At 53.1% G+C, this 15,237-nt stretch carries 11 protein-coding genes; 7 read left to right on the forward strand and 4 right to left on the reverse strand.

Features of this window, described 5'->3' with window-relative positions; genetic code table 11:
- Positions 1-803 precede the first annotated feature (803 nt).
- Both QZ554_RS06345 and QZ554_RS06350 read left to right on the forward strand, forming a co-directional pair.
- The gene (locus QZ554_RS06345) at positions 804-1,394 is read left to right on the forward strand and encodes a LemA family protein (RefSeq protein WP_297195126.1); all 591 of its coding nucleotides are present in this window, start codon (positions 804-806) and stop codon (positions 1,392-1,394) included.
- Between the two features lie 59 nt (positions 1,395-1,453).
- On the forward strand, positions 1,454-2,773 hold the full coding sequence (locus QZ554_RS06350; RefSeq protein WP_297195128.1) for a TPM domain-containing protein: 1,320 nt from the start codon (positions 1,454-1,456) through the stop codon (positions 2,771-2,773).
- 149 nt (positions 2,774-2,922) lie between these two features.
- Here QZ554_RS06350 and QZ554_RS06355 read toward each other — a convergent pair whose 3' ends face one another.
- Genes QZ554_RS06355 through QZ554_RS06370 form a run of 4 tightly spaced genes read right to left on the reverse strand, consistent with a single transcriptional unit; the run spans position 2,923 to position 7,402 of the window.
- Positions 2,923-3,534, reverse strand: a complete 612-nt coding sequence (locus tag QZ554_RS06355) for a 4'-phosphopantetheinyl transferase superfamily protein (RefSeq protein WP_297195130.1) — start codon at positions 3,532-3,534, stop codon at positions 2,923-2,925.
- Positions 3,524-4,837 carry a hemolysin family protein gene (gene gldE, locus QZ554_RS06360; RefSeq protein ID WP_297195132.1) on the reverse strand — a complete coding sequence of 438 codons (1,314 nt, stop codon included), beginning with the start codon at positions 4,835-4,837 and terminating at the stop codon, positions 3,524-3,526. The genes QZ554_RS06355 and gldE overlap by 11 nt, the downstream gene beginning before the upstream one ends.
- An 11-nt stretch (positions 4,838-4,848) precedes the next feature.
- Positions 4,849-6,057, reverse strand: coding sequence for a hypothetical protein (locus QZ554_RS06365; RefSeq protein ID WP_297195134.1), 1,209 nt, complete (start codon positions 6,055-6,057; stop codon positions 4,849-4,851).
- A 40-nt stretch (positions 6,058-6,097) separates the two neighbouring features.
- Entirely contained in the window at positions 6,098-7,402 is a 1,305-nt protein-coding gene (locus QZ554_RS06370; protein WP_297195136.1) for a porin, read from the reverse strand.
- A 1,025-nt stretch (positions 7,403-8,427) separates the two neighbouring features.
- Between QZ554_RS06370 and QZ554_RS06375 the strand changes: the two genes are divergently transcribed.
- From QZ554_RS06375 to QZ554_RS06395, 5 genes are all read left to right on the forward strand, one after another.
- A complete protein-coding gene (locus tag QZ554_RS06375) occupies positions 8,428-10,401 on the forward strand; it encodes a glycogen debranching enzyme N-terminal domain-containing protein (protein WP_297195138.1) in 1,974 nt (657 codons plus the stop codon).
- The gene (locus QZ554_RS06380) at positions 10,398-11,657 is read left to right on the forward strand and encodes a glycosyltransferase family 4 protein (protein WP_297195140.1); all 1,260 of its coding nucleotides are present in this window, start codon (positions 10,398-10,400) and stop codon (positions 11,655-11,657) included. The genes QZ554_RS06375 and QZ554_RS06380 overlap by 4 nt, the downstream gene beginning before the upstream one ends.
- 29 nt (positions 11,658-11,686) lie before the next feature.
- Positions 11,687-12,994 (forward strand): glycoside hydrolase family 57 protein, encoded by a 1,308-nt coding sequence (locus QZ554_RS06385; protein ID WP_297195141.1) that lies wholly within the window; start codon positions 11,687-11,689, stop codon positions 12,992-12,994.
- 159 nt (positions 12,995-13,153) lie between these two features.
- Positions 13,154-13,441, forward strand: a complete 288-nt coding sequence (locus QZ554_RS06390; protein ID WP_297195143.1) for a cupin domain-containing protein — start codon at positions 13,154-13,156, stop codon at positions 13,439-13,441.
- Positions 13,442-13,455: 14 nt separating this feature from the next.
- The gene (locus tag QZ554_RS06395) at positions 13,456-15,162 is read left to right on the forward strand and encodes a DUF438 domain-containing protein (RefSeq protein ID WP_297195145.1); all 1,707 of its coding nucleotides are present in this window, start codon (positions 13,456-13,458) and stop codon (positions 15,160-15,162) included.
- Positions 15,163-15,237 lie beyond the last annotated feature (75 nt).

Genomic DNA, 15,237 nt, shown 5'->3' on the forward strand with positions numbered 1-15,237 from the left:
TCCCGAGAGAGATTGTTTGCCTCCATCCGACCACTTTCTTCACCTCTACGCCCGATCCTCTCTACAAAACATTCATATACACGAGGATAAAACCCCAACAACTGTAAAGAAATACTTATCCACACCCTCCGACTCCCATTGCATCTCTACAGTTTCCCTCCCAAGGTTAGCATCGAGGAGCCATAGGTCTCCCCCTCCTAGATCTCACATGCCATCCTCCCCTACCACCTCTCACCTCTATCTATACGCACGCGAACATTATAATATAAGATGTATAGGGGGAGACAGAGGCTCCGTATTCGCCATAGATTAGCTCCCCCGAAAAGCAGACTCCTCACCCCCTCATAACGACCTCTGTATCAAGCATACCGAGAGAGCCAAAACGAACATACCGAGAGCGCAAGTGCGCTCCTATAAAGAACGCCTTCATCACCTATGTAAGGTGACGAAGGCGTTCTTACCGAGAGCCCTTTCGGGGATATTATAGGAGCAATATACCCCCCTCGAAATGAGCCCCACGAGAAGACCTATTTAGGGGATCCATCACTAGAGTATCCCCCTTGAGTCGGTGTATCACTACCTCTACCCTTCCTGCTCTAGGGGAGGAGGATCTGGAGTTCGCTATCCCCCCGCATCAGGTCTGAGGAAACACTAACCCCAGAAATAAGGTTAGTAATACATCCTGAGAGGGGACTATCGCTCGGGGAAAAGGATGTCGTCACCATTGAGGATTTACGTATCTTAGTACTCGGCTTCGGCCTCTCAACAGAGAATATGTATTACAATTAAAGAACAAAGACAACATGAAGCTTCCAAAGTGGGCTATCCCAGCAGGTATCGCAGTCATTATCCTACTATGGGGTATCACCCAATACAACGGTCTAGTAGGCATCCAGGAGAATGTAAACACTCAGTGGAGCCAGGTAGAGAACCAGTATCAGCGTCGTGCTGACCTCATCCCCAACCTCGTGAATGTCGTCAAGGGCTATGCCTCTCATGAGCGTGAGACCCTAGAGGGTGTGATCCAGGCTCGTAGCCGTGCCACTGCGACCACCATCGATGCGAACAACATGGACGAGGCCGCACTCCAGCGCTTCCAGCAGAGCCAGGATGCCCTATCCTCCGCCCTCTCTCGCCTCATGGTCGTCGTAGAGAAGTACCCCGACCTCAAGGCCAACGAACAGTTCCAGAGCCTAATGGCACAGCTAGAGGGTACCGAGAATAGAATCGCTACGGCTCGTATGGACTTCAACAACGCAGCTAAGGAATACAATACGAAGATCCGCAAGTTCCCCGCCTCCCTCATAGCAGGCGTCACGGGCTTCCGCACTCGCCCCTACTTCACAGCTCAGGCTGGTAGCGAGGTCGCTCCTACCGTAGACTTCTCCAAGTAGACATAGCTCTAGCTCTGCTCTAGGATCAGCTAAGTACAGCCCTACATACAGATCAGCAAATGAAGCTACAGATGACGCACTGGCTAAGGCTCCTAGCCGTGACTCTAACACTTGCACTATCGCTCGGAGTTAGGGCACATGCGGCAGGGAACACCTATACGCCAGAGACCGTACCGAACGTCTTCGCACAGGATAGCCTACAGCTATTCTCTGACCCCAGCGGGCATATAGACGAGGCTTCACAAGCGAGGATCAACGAGCTCCTCCTGCAGCTGAGACTCAGCACAGGGGTCGAGTTCGCCGTCGTCGTGCTTGACGATATCGAGGGGGATATAGAGAGCTTCTCCACCCAGCTCTTCCGCCTCTGGGGCATTGGCTCTAAGACTAGGAACGATGGGCTCCTGCTCGTCTTCGCCCTCGACCAGCGTAAGATGCGCTTCGAGGTCGGCTATGGACTCGAGGGGACACTACCCGATGCCGTCACCTCCCGTATCCAGCGCCATGAGATGGTTCCGCTGATGAAGCAGGGAGACTACGCTGGGGCGATCATCGCAGGGATACAAGCTGTCCAAGCACAGATCACTGGCGAAGGCTATACCTCCGATAGGCGCACAGCCCGAGGGGGAAATAGGGATACGATCCCATCAACCTTCCTACTCTTCTTCTACGTAGTCTTCATCATTGCCACCACCTATAGTGCCGTGAGCTCTCTCCAAGGGAGGATCAGACAGCTCCACGAGGATGATGGAGTTCTACTGACCCAGCTGGGTGATATGCGCCGTACCTATAACGTCTATAGCGTACTCATGGTCATCCTTTGCCCCCCTGTAGGTATTCTCTTTTGGCTATATGTACGTAGGACGATGAGCAGATTGGCTCGCCAGTCCCTCCGATGTCCTAAGTGCAAGCAGGAGACCCTACATCTCCTCTCCCCTCAGGCGACTGCAGAGCACCTTACTCCTAGCCAGCTACTAGAGATACGACTGCACTCCATGACCTACAGAGCCTGTGCCTGTACGAACTGCGACTACGAGCGGATAGTAGGTGAGGAGATCCCTGGCACTAAGTGGCAGAACTGTGACAAATGTGGTACACGGGCAGCCTCCATAGTGAGACAGGAACATATCCGAAGCCCTCGTGGACAGCGCTACATACGCGTCTACTACCACTGCCAGTACTGTGGTCATGATGGTCACTATGACCGCAAGGACAACTCGGGGGATCGGGCTGCACTAGGGGCACTCATCCTCTCAGAGCTACTCAGTAGCAGTGGACGCGGAGGTGGCGGTGGTTCAGGCTGGGGAGGCGGTGGAGGCTTCTCTGGAGGGAGCTTCGGAGGTGGCTCCTCTGGAGGAGGAGGCTCTACCAGTAGCTGGTAGCCTACAGAGAACGAAACACAAAGGGGAAGCCCCCATAGCGATGGATACTCTGATAAGGAGCTACTCGCTATGGGGGCTTCCCCTTTCTTCATTTGGGCTACTTGGTACTAGCCCTACTTGACTCACGCCCCTAGCTCAGGACGATAGTTTTACCTAGACTCAAGGCAATAGCAGAGCACATAGTCCTCGTTGACCTCGTAGCTAAGGTGGTGCTTCCCTTGAGGAGACCCTCCATAGCTAAAGAGCAGTGTACCTCGATGCTCCCTCTCTAGCTGGACACCCATTAGCCGAAAGTCTAGGAGTGACTGGGAGGGTGGCTGTAGCATCTTGAAGAGAGCTTCCTTGGCAGACCAAAGGAGTGTCAATGCTGTGAGCTCCTCTGATACATAAGTAGACAATAGAGCACACTCTCCCTCATGGAGGTACTTCCCTTGCATCCGAAGGAGCTGGGGGCGAAACCTTTCGACATCGACGCCGACAGCCCAAGGGCTTGGGGCAAGCAGGATAGAAGCCAAGCCCTCTGCATGGCTCACGCTAATACTTAGGTCGGGATAGGCTGGCAGGTAGGGAGCACCATTCGGTCTATGCTCTAGGACTGGAGGTGCTGGGAGCTCAAGGGCATGCTGTATCAGGCGGAGTGTGACCTCTCGCTGCACCTTGAGTTGCGCCCTCTCCCCTTCGCAGACGAAGGGGCAAAGGTAAAGGGCTACCCCCTCGGGTAGCCCTCTTAGCTCCTTGATCACGCCGAGACTAGCTGACATGAGTCTCAGGGGATGAGGGTGGGATGATCTGCACCTCAGTGATGCGGAACTTCTCCAGAGATACGACCTTGAAGAGCCAGCCTTCGACCTCGACTTCATCCCCCTTGTGTGGGAGGTCTTGCTTCAGCTCCAGCACCAAGCCTCCGAGAGTATCGACTTGCTCCTCTGCCTTGCCGAAGGTACCCGCCTCTAGGTCTAGGGCACGTAGCACGTCGGTCAGAGGTGTCCCCCCCTCGAAGAGGTAGCTCCCATCAGATAGACGCTTATAGGGGAGCTCCTCCTCGTCATATTCGTCCGTGATCTCTCCTACGATCTCCTCCAGCAGGTCTTCCATGGTCACGATACCACTCGTCCCGCCGTATTCATCGACGACGACAGCGATATGCTTCTTGGTGCTACGAAACTCCTCGAGTAGGTCATCTAGGGGTTTGTTCTCTGGGATGAAGTAAGCCTCACGGATGAGTCCCCGCCAGTCAAAGGTAGCTTCTCGCTCCTTGTAGGGGATGAGATCCTTTAGATAGAGAATGCCCTTGATATTGTCCTCCGAGTCCTCATATACGGGTATCCGTGAGTAACCACTCTCGACAGCAAAGGAGAGCATACGATGGAAGTCCCACGAGATATCTATATCTGTCATATCGACACGTGGCACCATGATCTCGGAGGCGGTCTTGTGGTGGAAGTTGATGATCTCCTCAAAGAGCTCCTTCTCCTCTGGCTCGTGTCCCTCGAGTAGATCCACAGCCTGCGACAGTTCGTCTACCGATAGATCATACCTACGAGGTTGCATACGTCGTGTCACGAGGCTAGTCGTACGCATCAGGAAGCTTGAGAAGGGATACAGCAGTCGGGAGACAACGCGCATCTTCCCGGAGGAGAAACGGCTAAAGGAAAGAGGATGCGCCTGTGCATAGACCTTAGGGATGATTTCCCCAAAGAGTAGGAGCAGGAGCGTAAGGATTACCGTCTGTACGATGAAGCCTAGCGCAGGAGAGGAAGAGAAGTCGAAGATGAGCCCAAAGGCATAGCCCGTAAGAATGACGATAGCCACATTGACGAGATTATTGCCAATGAGGATAGTGGCTAAGAGCCTCTCCGTGTCCTTCAGCAGGTCAAGGAGGGCAGGGTCTGCAGGGTCTTCCTCCTCCTTGATAGCGTCAATATCGGTAGGAGACAACGAGAAGAATGCTACCTCGGATGAGGACATGAAGCCCGAGAGGATGAGGAGCAAGCCACTGATGAGTAGCGCTACCCATGCCGAGAGGGCAATATCGGGGTTGATGATTTGGTTTAGTGTATCCAAGCTTTGTCTTATTAGTTCACTCCCTCTAATCTACGCACCGCATTGTATCGCTCACGAAGCTGGGCTTCGAGTTCACGGAGCTGGGTCTCACTCAGTAGGATCTCCTCCTTGAGGCGCACTCTATCCTCCTCAGAGGCTTGAAGCCACGTGGCTCGTAAGCTACGGAGATGCTCCCTGCGCTCCTCGACAGACCTACACTCGGTCTCGGCTGCTCGATAGGCCTCTAGAGCCTCCTTAGATGAGAAGTCTGACCAATGTCGGTAGATACGGCTACCCTGGAGGTGGAAGTAGATTTCCCCCTCACGTGCTGTACCCTTGGACTGCTTGGCGACAGCGGTATTCTTATAGAGAAGGCCTCGAAGGCTTGCCCGAGCAAGCAGCGCCTCTTCCCCTAGGCTATTTACCTCCTCTTGGCTTGCCCCCGAGAGGAACTGAGGCTTGCCTGTGAAGCGGTAAAGGTGTACAGAGTCTGCGGGGCAAAAGCGATCGCTCACCAGCACTCCCCAGTCCTCACTCTCGTGGTAGACGAGGAGGTAGTCGTTGTAGGGAGAGTTATAGGGCATCCCCAGTAACGTGGGCTCGAGGAAACTCATCCCTTGGCCTGATAGTCGGGTCATGTAGAGGTCGTAGCCCCCAAGACCCTGCGAAGTGCGCCTCCCATAAATCAGTGTAGTCCCATCCTCTAGCAGGAAGGGATATGCGAGTTCAGAGCCTTCACCTAATGCCTTGGTGTTAAGGGCTTGTTTCTCCCAATTCTCCCCTACGGAAGAGAGCCACACTACCCCAGAGGAGGCTGGACGAATCCAGTTACGTCCTAGGGCATCTCGGTAGGAGGCCTGCCGCATAAGGCTATCCCCCCTTAGGTGTCCCTCCTCTGGACGTATCGTACCCCCCATCTGCTCTAGGTGCTGGAGCCAAGCCTGCTTTGCTACTACCACGCTATCTATGATCTGCAGGTGCTCTGCACGCTGGTACATACGCTCTGCTCGGGTAATCATCGCCTGTAGCCGAAGGACACTCTCGGGCACTGTCTGACGACGTTTCTCCAGTGCGGTGATATACTTCTCTATAGCTGCCCGCGCAGAGGCAAAGCGGTATTCTTGATAGGCCTCACGAGCCTCCTTGAGGAGCGTCTCTGTGGCAACGGGTGTTTTGGGCTTTGCCTCACGTCCCTCTGCAAAAGAAGGGGAAAGGAGGAAGAGCCCAAGGGCTAAAAGCAAACTTGATCTATGGTGCATCTCGTGCTGATTATTCGTAGAGTTAGAAGACGAGCTGTGCTCGTAGCTGTAGGGTATGGAGCCTGAAGGTAGAGCCACCTAAGACAGAGGACGTCAGACGACCTCCTGCTGTAGCGTACCTATTCATTGCGCTGTATGAATAGTTCAGGCCTAGTAGGAAATACTTATTAGGATACCAGTTGAGCGCCGCAAGGCCTTCGAGCATCTGCCCGCCCTCGTCTGCATCCAGATAGCTCACACGTGCCATTAGCTCGAGGTTGCCCCCTGGCTCGATCTCGTCGGCAGTATTGCGGAAGGTCGCCGAGCTACGATTATAGACACGTTGCTCTCCACGTAGCATATAGCTTGTGGTGAGGTAGCCCCCAAGGTAGGTCTGATAAGCCTCGGGAGAGACGAAGAGGCCACGCTTGATCATGCTACCAGGCACAGCCCCTGCTATGGGGGCATGTCCGACGTTATTTAGGAGGAATTCCCCTAGGGCAAAGAACTTAGGATTGCGGTAAGCTGCTCCTAGGGTGAAGGTCTCATAGCGCTGGACGTAGGGGACAGAAGTCTGGACAAACTTATGGCGATCCACCGCTGTACTAGCGTCAGCAGAGAAGAGCATGCTCCCCGTCCTGTCTTGTGTACGCTCAGGGGTACGTGTGCTAGCACCTGCACTGAGGAGCAGGAGCTGGCTCTCCGTAGAGATAGGCAGGAAGGCAAGGCGAGCCGACACACCATATCCCTCACTAGCGTAGTCAGCTTCTGCTAGGGTACTGCTGATATTTCCTGCATAGAGTCCGCCAGAGATCCAGTACTTCTCCCCCCATTGTGTTAAGGTAATCCCCATGTGGCGTACGGCTGGGGTCAGAAAAGTCACTGGGGCAGCCATCGCCAGAGAATTATGGCGAGAGGGGGTATTGAGACCTATACTTATTGGGTCGAAGAGATGCCCAAGGCTAATATTCCCTTGCTCCGAATAGGCATAGCGGATACAGATGTCAGTTAGGCTGACTTTGTTCCCAGAGAAGTTCGCATCTATACGGCCTGACCACTTCTTATATCCTAGGACAAGGCCAACACGAGCCTGGGAGATCATCATCCCAGGAGCCATCTGTAGGGGTTCTGTGACACCTGGCTTAGATGTCCAGCTGTAGTTGGACTTGTTCTCTGGAAGAAAGGCTGCACCCTCCATCGTGAGTCTACCGTCAAGCGTTAGGGAGAGCTCCTCGGGCTGTCCAAGACGTAGCCCCAGCCCTGTCTGAGCCTGTAGCTCGGTGGGTTTCGAGAGGCACAGGAGCCCCGTCAAAGCAACCATACAGAGAAGGTGTAGTTCCTGCTTCATAAAAATACGTACTTAGAGGTAATACTTACATTGCCTATTTTGTAAGTACAAAGATAACCTTTTCTCTAGCAGGACACCAGCCCCTTCCCCTCGCATCTTAGGGCAAGGTGCTGAGTCAAAAGGGGGGCTGGCTCTTGCCTTACCCTAAGGGACGCCCCTGTATACTCATCAGAATATTTACAGAGAAAGTGTAAAGGGGACAAACCCTCTTCCCTTCAAAGGCTCACCCACCCCTCCCTCCTAGACTTAGCCAAGCTCCTCACAGCCCACCACCTTACATCGCCACCTAGGTCTACCTCGCTTTTCCTCCAAGCCTTACCCAAATCTCACCCCAAGGCCATGCCTACTCCCTCCCCTGGCTTTCCTAGCCTTCCACATGGAGACCTATCCTACTCACTCAAAAAGGCTTATCATTCCTTCCCGCTCAAGCTTACCCATGCTTTTCACGACAGCATTCACCAGAGCCTTTACCAAGAGACTTATAGCACTAGCCCCAAACACCCCTCACCCACCACTCCAAGTCAGCTTTACCAACTTAAATATGCTTCCTGCGCCCACCTCCTCAAATCTGTATATCCCCCTCATAATAGGGCTTCTTAACACCCTCCACGAAGTATCCCCAATACCTCACAAGAGGCTCCCTTAGTACCTCATGATAGGTTTCCTCTGTACCTCACGAGAGGTTTGCCCAGTACCTTATTGGGGCTAATTGAGTATCCTCAACAGAGCTTTTCAGAGAAGCCGTTGGGAGGGAGCGAGATTACCCCCACTTGTGTGGCTTTACTGGCCTTCGTACGGCAAAGGGAACACCCTCGTAGAGGTAGAGGGGGATGAAATTTTGGAGTTTATGTACAAAGCCTTGATATTCCTCTGTTAAATTGCTAACTTAGCGGACAAGTTAGAGGTAAGACTCTTCCCCGCAAGACCTCCCTCTGATGATCATATAGACAACTAACAGCTCAAACTCCTGCCACTACTCTACAGACAGCACTTCTGCTAGAATGGGGCTCATACATCAGCAAAGCATGAGTTACCTCAAGTTTGACCGTCGCCTCATGGCGAACCTCAATGAGTCCACCCAGCGCGAATACATCCGCACCAATAGAAAGGGTGCCTACTGTTGCTCCAGCATCATAGGCTGTAATACCCGCAAATATCATGGTGTGCTCGTCGTACCTATCCCCAGCCTTAGCCCCAATAACCACGTCCTACTCTCCAGCCTAGACCTCACGATTGTCCAGCACGGAGTCCCCTTCAATGTCGGTATACACCAGTACGAGGGAGAGATCTTCTCCCCCAAGGGGCACAAGTACGTACGTGAGTACAATGTCGATATAGCCTCCTCGATGACCTACCGTGTAGGTGGGGTCGTTCTGCAAAAGGAGTTCATCTTCTGTCACTATATCAATAGGGCACTGATCCGCTATACACTCCTCGAGGCGCATAGCCAGACGACACTGAGACTTTCCCCCTTCCTCGCCTTTAGGGATGTAAAGATGCTTACCCATCGCAATGACCGCATCAATGAGTCCTATGGTGAGGCAAGCTCTGGGGTGAGCTTCTGTCTATATGAGGGCTACCCTACCCTATATATGCAGCTCTCGAAGGCTAACAACTTCGTGAGCGTCCCCGCCTGGAACGAACGGATCGAATACACGAAGGAGCGGGACAGAGGCTACGAGTACACCGAGGACCTCTACGTGCCGGGCTACTTCGAGGTAGACATAGAGCTTGGGGAGTCGATCTACTTCGCCGCAGGACTAGAAGAAGTAGATCCTCAGGGCATTGAGACCCTCTTCGAGGAGGAAATGGCGATGCGTACCCCGAGAGTGGATTTCCGTAGCTGTCTATTGAACTCTGCCTTACAGTTCTACTACCGCCCCGATGCTACCCGTGGGTACCTTTTAGCTGGTTACCCTTGGTTCGGAGTGAGGGCAAGAGACCTCTTTATAGCCTTGCCAGGATGTACGATCTATGCCGATGCCCCAGAGCGATTCTACCGCATCATGGATACGGTCATCCCCGATACCCGAGCCTTCATGGAACAGGTAAGTGTGTCGAAGGAGATACAGGGCATCAACGAGCCTGACGTCGGTCTCTGGGCAATATGGACCCTACAGCAGTATGCGAACTATGCAGGTGTCAGCGACATGGTCAGCCGCTATGGTGCCTTCCTAGACGAACTTATACGCTACTATCTGCGTAACGTACACCCCAACCTTCGTATCGACGAGACCGGACTCTGCTTCATCCTAGGAGATGGCAAGCCCCTCTCCTGGATGGATGCCAAGATAGGTGGGCAAGCCGTCATTCGCCGAGAGGGCTATCTCGTGGAGGTCAATGCCCTCTGGTATAATGCCCTTTGCTTCTATCGTGAGGTCATGCCCTCTAGGTGGGATGACGAGCTAGAGGAACTATTAGGTCGAGTGAAGGAAAGCTTTAACCAAGTCTTCGTCAATGAGCATGGCTACCTCTTTGACTACATCTCCCCTCACGAGCGACAGGACTGGAGCGTACGCCCCAATATGATCTTTGCCACCTCGCTCCCTTACTCACCACTCTCCAAGCAGCTACGCCGCTCCGTACTGAACTTCATCACACGAGAGCTACGCACGCCTAAGGGGCTACGTACCCTAAGCCCCAAGAGTGATGGCTATCAGGCACAGTGTCATGGCACACAACTCCAGCGAGAGAGAGCCTACTACAACGGCTCCGTATGGCCGTGGCTCTTAGGCCCGTACTTCGAGGCTTGTCTGAAGCTCTACGGACTAGGAGCTATTTCCTTCATCGAACGGACACTTATCGGGATGGAGGAGGAGCTCCATGAGCACGGAGTAGCGACCATTAGTGAGCTCTTCGATGGTAACCCTCCCTTCCAAGGTCGTGGAGCGATCTCCTTCGCCATGAGTGTGGGAGAGATACTACGTTCACTCAAGCTCCTAGAGGAAGCAAAGAAGAAATACGATACACAAACCCTCCCGATTATAAGGTACGAATGAAAGCATTGATGTTTGGATGGGAGTTCCCTCCCCACATATTAGGTGGTCTAGGTACTGCTAGCTACGGACTGACGAAGGGCATGGCAGCCCAAGGAGACATGGAGATCACCTTCGTCATCCCTCGCCCCTCAGGCGATGAGGACACGAGCTTCCTACGTATCATCGGAGCAGGAGACACCCCCGTCGTCTATAGAGACGTAACCTATGAGCACGTACGAGATCGTCTCTCAGGCAAGATGAGCCCAGAGCTCTACTACCATCTGAGGGATCATATCTATGCGGACTTCTCCTACCTCGGGACAAATGACCTCGGTGCCATCGAGTTCTCTGGCAAGTATCCCGACAACCTCCTCGAGGAGATCAATAACTACAGCATCGTAGCAGGTGTGATCGCACGTGCCGAGTCCTGTGACATCATTCACTCCCATGACTGGCTGACCTATCCCGCTGGTATCCATGCTAAGCAGGTGACGGGAAAGCCACTCGTGGTGCACGTACATGCCACAGACTTTGACCGCAGTAGAGGCAATGTCAATCCCACGGTATTCGGTATCGAGATGGACGGGATGAACCAAGCTGATCACATCATCACCGTCAGTGACCTTACCCGTAGGACTGTGATCGAGAAGTATCGCCAAGATCCAGCTAAGGTCACTACCGTACATAATGCCGTCACCCCACTAGACCCTGCCATCCTAGCTCTCCCCGACAGACGAGGTGTGAAGGACAAGGTGGTGACCTTCCTCGGGCGAATCACGATGCAGAAGGGCTGCGAATACTTCGTCGAAGCTGCCGCCAAGGTACTAGAGCGAACAGAGAATGTACGCTTCATCATGGCAGGTAGCGGTGACATGATGGATGCTATGATCCGCCTAGCGGCAAAGCGCAACATCTCCGACCGCTTCCACTTCACCGGCTTTATGAAAGGACAGCAGGTCTATGAGGTCTTCAAGTCCAGCGACGTCTACGTCATGCCTTCTGTCTCCGAGCCCTTCGGCATATCCCCTCTGGAGGCGATGCAGTGTGGCGTCCCCTCCATCATCTCCTATCAGTCTGGCTGCGCAGAGATACTAGACTACGCAGTGAAGGTAGACTACTGGGACATCGATGCTATGGCTGATGCCATCTATGCTCTGATTACTTATCCCGAGATGCACGCCTTCCTCAAGGAGGAGGGTCTGCGTGAAGTCAATAGCATCACTTGGGAGAATGCAGGTCAGAAGGTACGAGCCATCTACGATCGATATATACGCTAAGTCACAACTCCACTATACCCATTCCCCTCATGAAAAAGATCTGTCTTTGCTTCCAGATACATCAGCCCTACCGCCTGAGACGTTATCGTTTCTTCGACATAGGGAATTCGCATTATTATTCGGATGACTATCTGAATGAAGAGGTCTTCGAGCGTATCGCTGACACCTGCTACTTGCCAGCCAATCGTATGCTGCTGGAGCTACTGAAGGCTCACCCAGAGTTCTCTGTCAGCTTCTCCCTCTCAGGCTTGGCTATCGAGCAGATGGAGTACTACAAGCCCGAGCTCATCGAGAGCTTCAAGGAACTGGTAGCCACAGGACGTGTCGAGCTCCTTGCCGAGAGCTACGCCCACTCTATCTCCTCGCTCTACGATGAAGTAGAGTTTCGTAATCAGGTGCGGATGCAACAGACCAAGCTCCAGGAACTCTTTGGTGTCAGCCCCTCCCGTGTCTTCTGTAATACCGAACTCATCTATTCAGATGAAATAGCCATGGAGCTCTCTGCCCTCGGCTACGAAGGTATCATCACAGAGGGAGCCAAGCACGTACTGGGATGGAAGAGTCCAAACTACCTCTACTCCTCTGCCGTCAGCCCGAAGACCCGCCTCCTACTTCGTAATGCAAACCTAACAGAGCTGATCACGACACACTTCTCCAACTATGCCTCGGCAGAGTACCCCGTTACCGCCGATAAGCTCCTAGATCGAGTGAAGTGGCTCCCTGAGGGGGAAGACTTCGTCTGCCTCTACATGAACTATGAAGTCCTAGGGGTGATGAACCGCCCAGAGACAGGGATCTTTGAGTTCTTCCGTGCATTACCTGCCCTAGCACAAGATTATGGGGTGACCTTCACGACTCCATCTCAGCTACTAGATGAAGAGAAGAGCGTAGGCACGCTCTCTGTAGCCTACCCTATCAGCTGGGCTGGAGAGGAGAAGAGCACCAATGCCTGGAATGGCAATATCCTACAGCAAGGGGTGATCGAGAAGCTACGTGCCTGGGGCGAGCGAGTCCATGCCCTCGAGGATAGACGGCTACTACAAGACTGGCTTTACCTACAGAGTGCTGACCACTTCTATTATATGAATACGGTCAATTGGGGAGGACATCCCTTCAGCCCCTACAGCTCACCCTACGATGCCTTCAATAACTACATGAATGTCTTGAGCGACCTCCTCCTTCGAGTGGAGGAGCAGGCACCTAGTAGCATTGAGACCGAGGAACTGAACTCCTATCAGCAGACTATCCATGCTCAAGATGAGCAGATCACTCGCCTAGAGAGCGAGGTACACCAGCTACGCAGGCAACTCTCGGCTCTCACAGAGGCCAAAGGATAGTCTCTGCTACGTGAACGATTGATCTAGTGAAGTTGTTTTGAGACTGTGTGCCCCTAGTGAGCAAGGGGGAGCACTGAGGTGAGGGCTGGCTTCCCGTCCACCCTCTACCTCTGTAGAGATAGTTAGCTCAGCTTACAAACATCTAGCAAATACAACGCAATGATAGGAACAGAGATTAAGGAATTCGGTCTCGTCGCAGAGCAAGAGGAGCTCATGGTCGTACACGTAGATCTTCCCCAAGGGAAGAAGGTACGCCCCCACGACCACATCGGGCAAGACGTCTTCTTCTCCATAGTAAAGGGTGAAGTCATCACCACCCTCGACGGAAACGAAACCCACACGCTAACCCCAGGTACCCTTCTCCGCTTCCCTGGAGAGGCGATGATTGGAATCGAGGCCATCGTAGACAGCGAATTCTACGTGTACCTAATAAATCGAAGGAACTAATAGAAAACATACCAATGGAAATGCAGAAGCACCTCCCCGAGGTGAACATGGATAAGCTACGTATCGTCCTCGATACGAAGGAACGCTATATGAATGGAGAGCTGTCCCTAGACGATGCTCGTGCTATCCTCAGAGAGAAGGTTAAGACCCTTCGTCCCTATGAGATTGCCCTAGCAGAGCAGGAACTCAAGACCTTTGAGAACGATGAGTGTCGCAAGGAAGATATTCAGCAGATGATGCAGCTCTTCCAGGACGTGATGGACACTAGTCGTCCAGACCTTCCTGCTGATCACCCCATCATGTGCTACCTCCGTGAGAACGACGCTATGCGTGAGCTTCTCAAGCAGGTAGAGGAGCTCGCTCAATACCCTGTAATCAAGAACCAGTGGCTCGCCCTCTATGACGAGCTCCATAAGTTCCGCCTTCACCTCTCCCGCAAGCAGAACCAGCTCTACTCCATCCTTGAGCGAAAGGGCTTTGATCGTCCGACGACGACGATGTGGCTCTTGGATGACTTCATCCGTGATGAGATCAGCGATGCTCGTCGCCTCATAGAGCAGGACAAGGATGAGGAGTTCATCAAGATGCAGAAGATGATCGTCGAAGATGTACTCGACCTGATGCAAAAGGAGGAAACCGTCCTCTACCCTACCTCTCTAGCGATGATTCGCCCCAACGAATTTGAAGAGATGAAGGCTGGTGACCGAGAGATTGGCTATGCCTGGATACGCGTCGGGAAGGCAAAGAAGGAGCAGGAGGAGCCAGTAGCCCCAGCATCCGGAGGCTCAGCTATGACAGCTGGCTTTGCAGGAGAGCTCGCAGCACTCCTCGGGAAGTACTTCAGTGCAGGAGGGACAGACCCTAATGGGCTACTGGATGTCGCACAGGGGAAGATGACCCTCGAGCAGATTAATCTCGTCTATAAGCACCTCCCCGTAGACCTCTCCTACGTAGATGAAAGCGAGATCGTACGCTTCTACTCCGACACCGACCACCGAGTCTTCCCTCGGAGCCAGAACGTCATCGGGCGTGATGTGAAGAACTGCCACCCTCGTACCAGTGTCCACCTCGTAGAGGAGATCATCGAAAAGTTCCGCAATGGAGAGGAGGACGAGGTTGACTTCTGGATCAATAAGCCCAATCTCTTCATCTATATCACCTACGTCGCTGTCCGTGATGAGCAGGGACGGTTCCGTGGTGTACTCGAGATGATGCAGGACTGCACACGCATCCGTAGCCTAGAGGGCTCACGTACCCTACTCTCATGGGATAAGAGCAATAAGGCTGCAGACAAACACAACCATGCAGACCAAGAGGCAAGTGCCTATTCATCTCCTTCACAGAAGACTGTATCTCAAGATACCCCTATGTCCCAGGCTGTGCATCAACCAGCTGAGGAAGAAGATGACGATGACAACTATGTCTCCTGCTCCTGCATGAAGAAGCCCGCTACCGCACCAGAGGAAGAGCCAGAGGAGGCACCTGCAACAGAGATTATCGAGTACAATGGAGATACCCGTCTGAAGCACCTGCTGGATGTCTACCCTTGGCTCAAGGCTGAGCTACCTGAGATCAATCCAGCTTTCAAGATGCTCTCCACTCCACTAGCTCGTATCATGATCCCACGCGCAACGATCTCAATGATGAGTGAGCGCAGTGGTATGCCCATCTCAGAGCTTATTGCAGCTATCCGAGCTCGCATTGCTGCTCACAAGGATTAGAACGACATTAGAAAATTAAATCAGAAGCTCCCCCTACTCCTTATATCTAGGAGTAGGGGGAGTTTCTTTGGGAAA

Origin of the sequence: uncultured Porphyromonas sp., from assembly GCF_915070105.1 — a bacterium.
Taxonomy (GTDB): domain Bacteria; phylum Bacteroidota; class Bacteroidia; order Bacteroidales; family Porphyromonadaceae; genus Porphyromonas.

Bases quoted from the DNA above. Each gene is read 5' to 3' on its own strand.
- QZ554_RS06355 (WP_297195130.1), bottom strand. From the start codon at position 3,534: ATGTCAGCTAGTCTCGGCGTGATCAAGGAGCTAAGAGGGCTACCCGAG.
- QZ554_RS06375 (WP_297195138.1), top strand. From the start codon at position 8,428: ATGAGTTACCTCAAGTTTGACCGTCGCCTCATGGCGAACCTCAATGAG.
- QZ554_RS06395 (WP_297195145.1), top strand. From the start codon at position 13,456: ATGGAAATGCAGAAGCACCTCCCCGAGGTGAACATGGATAAGCTACGT.
- QZ554_RS06370 (WP_297195136.1), bottom strand. From the start codon at position 7,402: ATGAAGCAGGAACTACACCTTCTCTGTATGGTTGCTTTGACGGGGCTC.
- QZ554_RS06380 (WP_297195140.1), top strand. From the start codon at position 10,398: ATGAAAGCATTGATGTTTGGATGGGAGTTCCCTCCCCACATATTAGGT.
- QZ554_RS06390 (WP_297195143.1), top strand. From the start codon at position 13,154: ATGATAGGAACAGAGATTAAGGAATTCGGTCTCGTCGCAGAGCAAGAG.
- QZ554_RS06345 (WP_297195126.1), top strand. From the start codon at position 804: ATGAAGCTTCCAAAGTGGGCTATCCCAGCAGGTATCGCAGTCATTATC.
- QZ554_RS06350 (WP_297195128.1), top strand. From the start codon at position 1,454: ATGAAGCTACAGATGACGCACTGGCTAAGGCTCCTAGCCGTGACTCTA.
- QZ554_RS06385 (WP_297195141.1), top strand. From the start codon at position 11,687: ATGAAAAAGATCTGTCTTTGCTTCCAGATACATCAGCCCTACCGCCTG.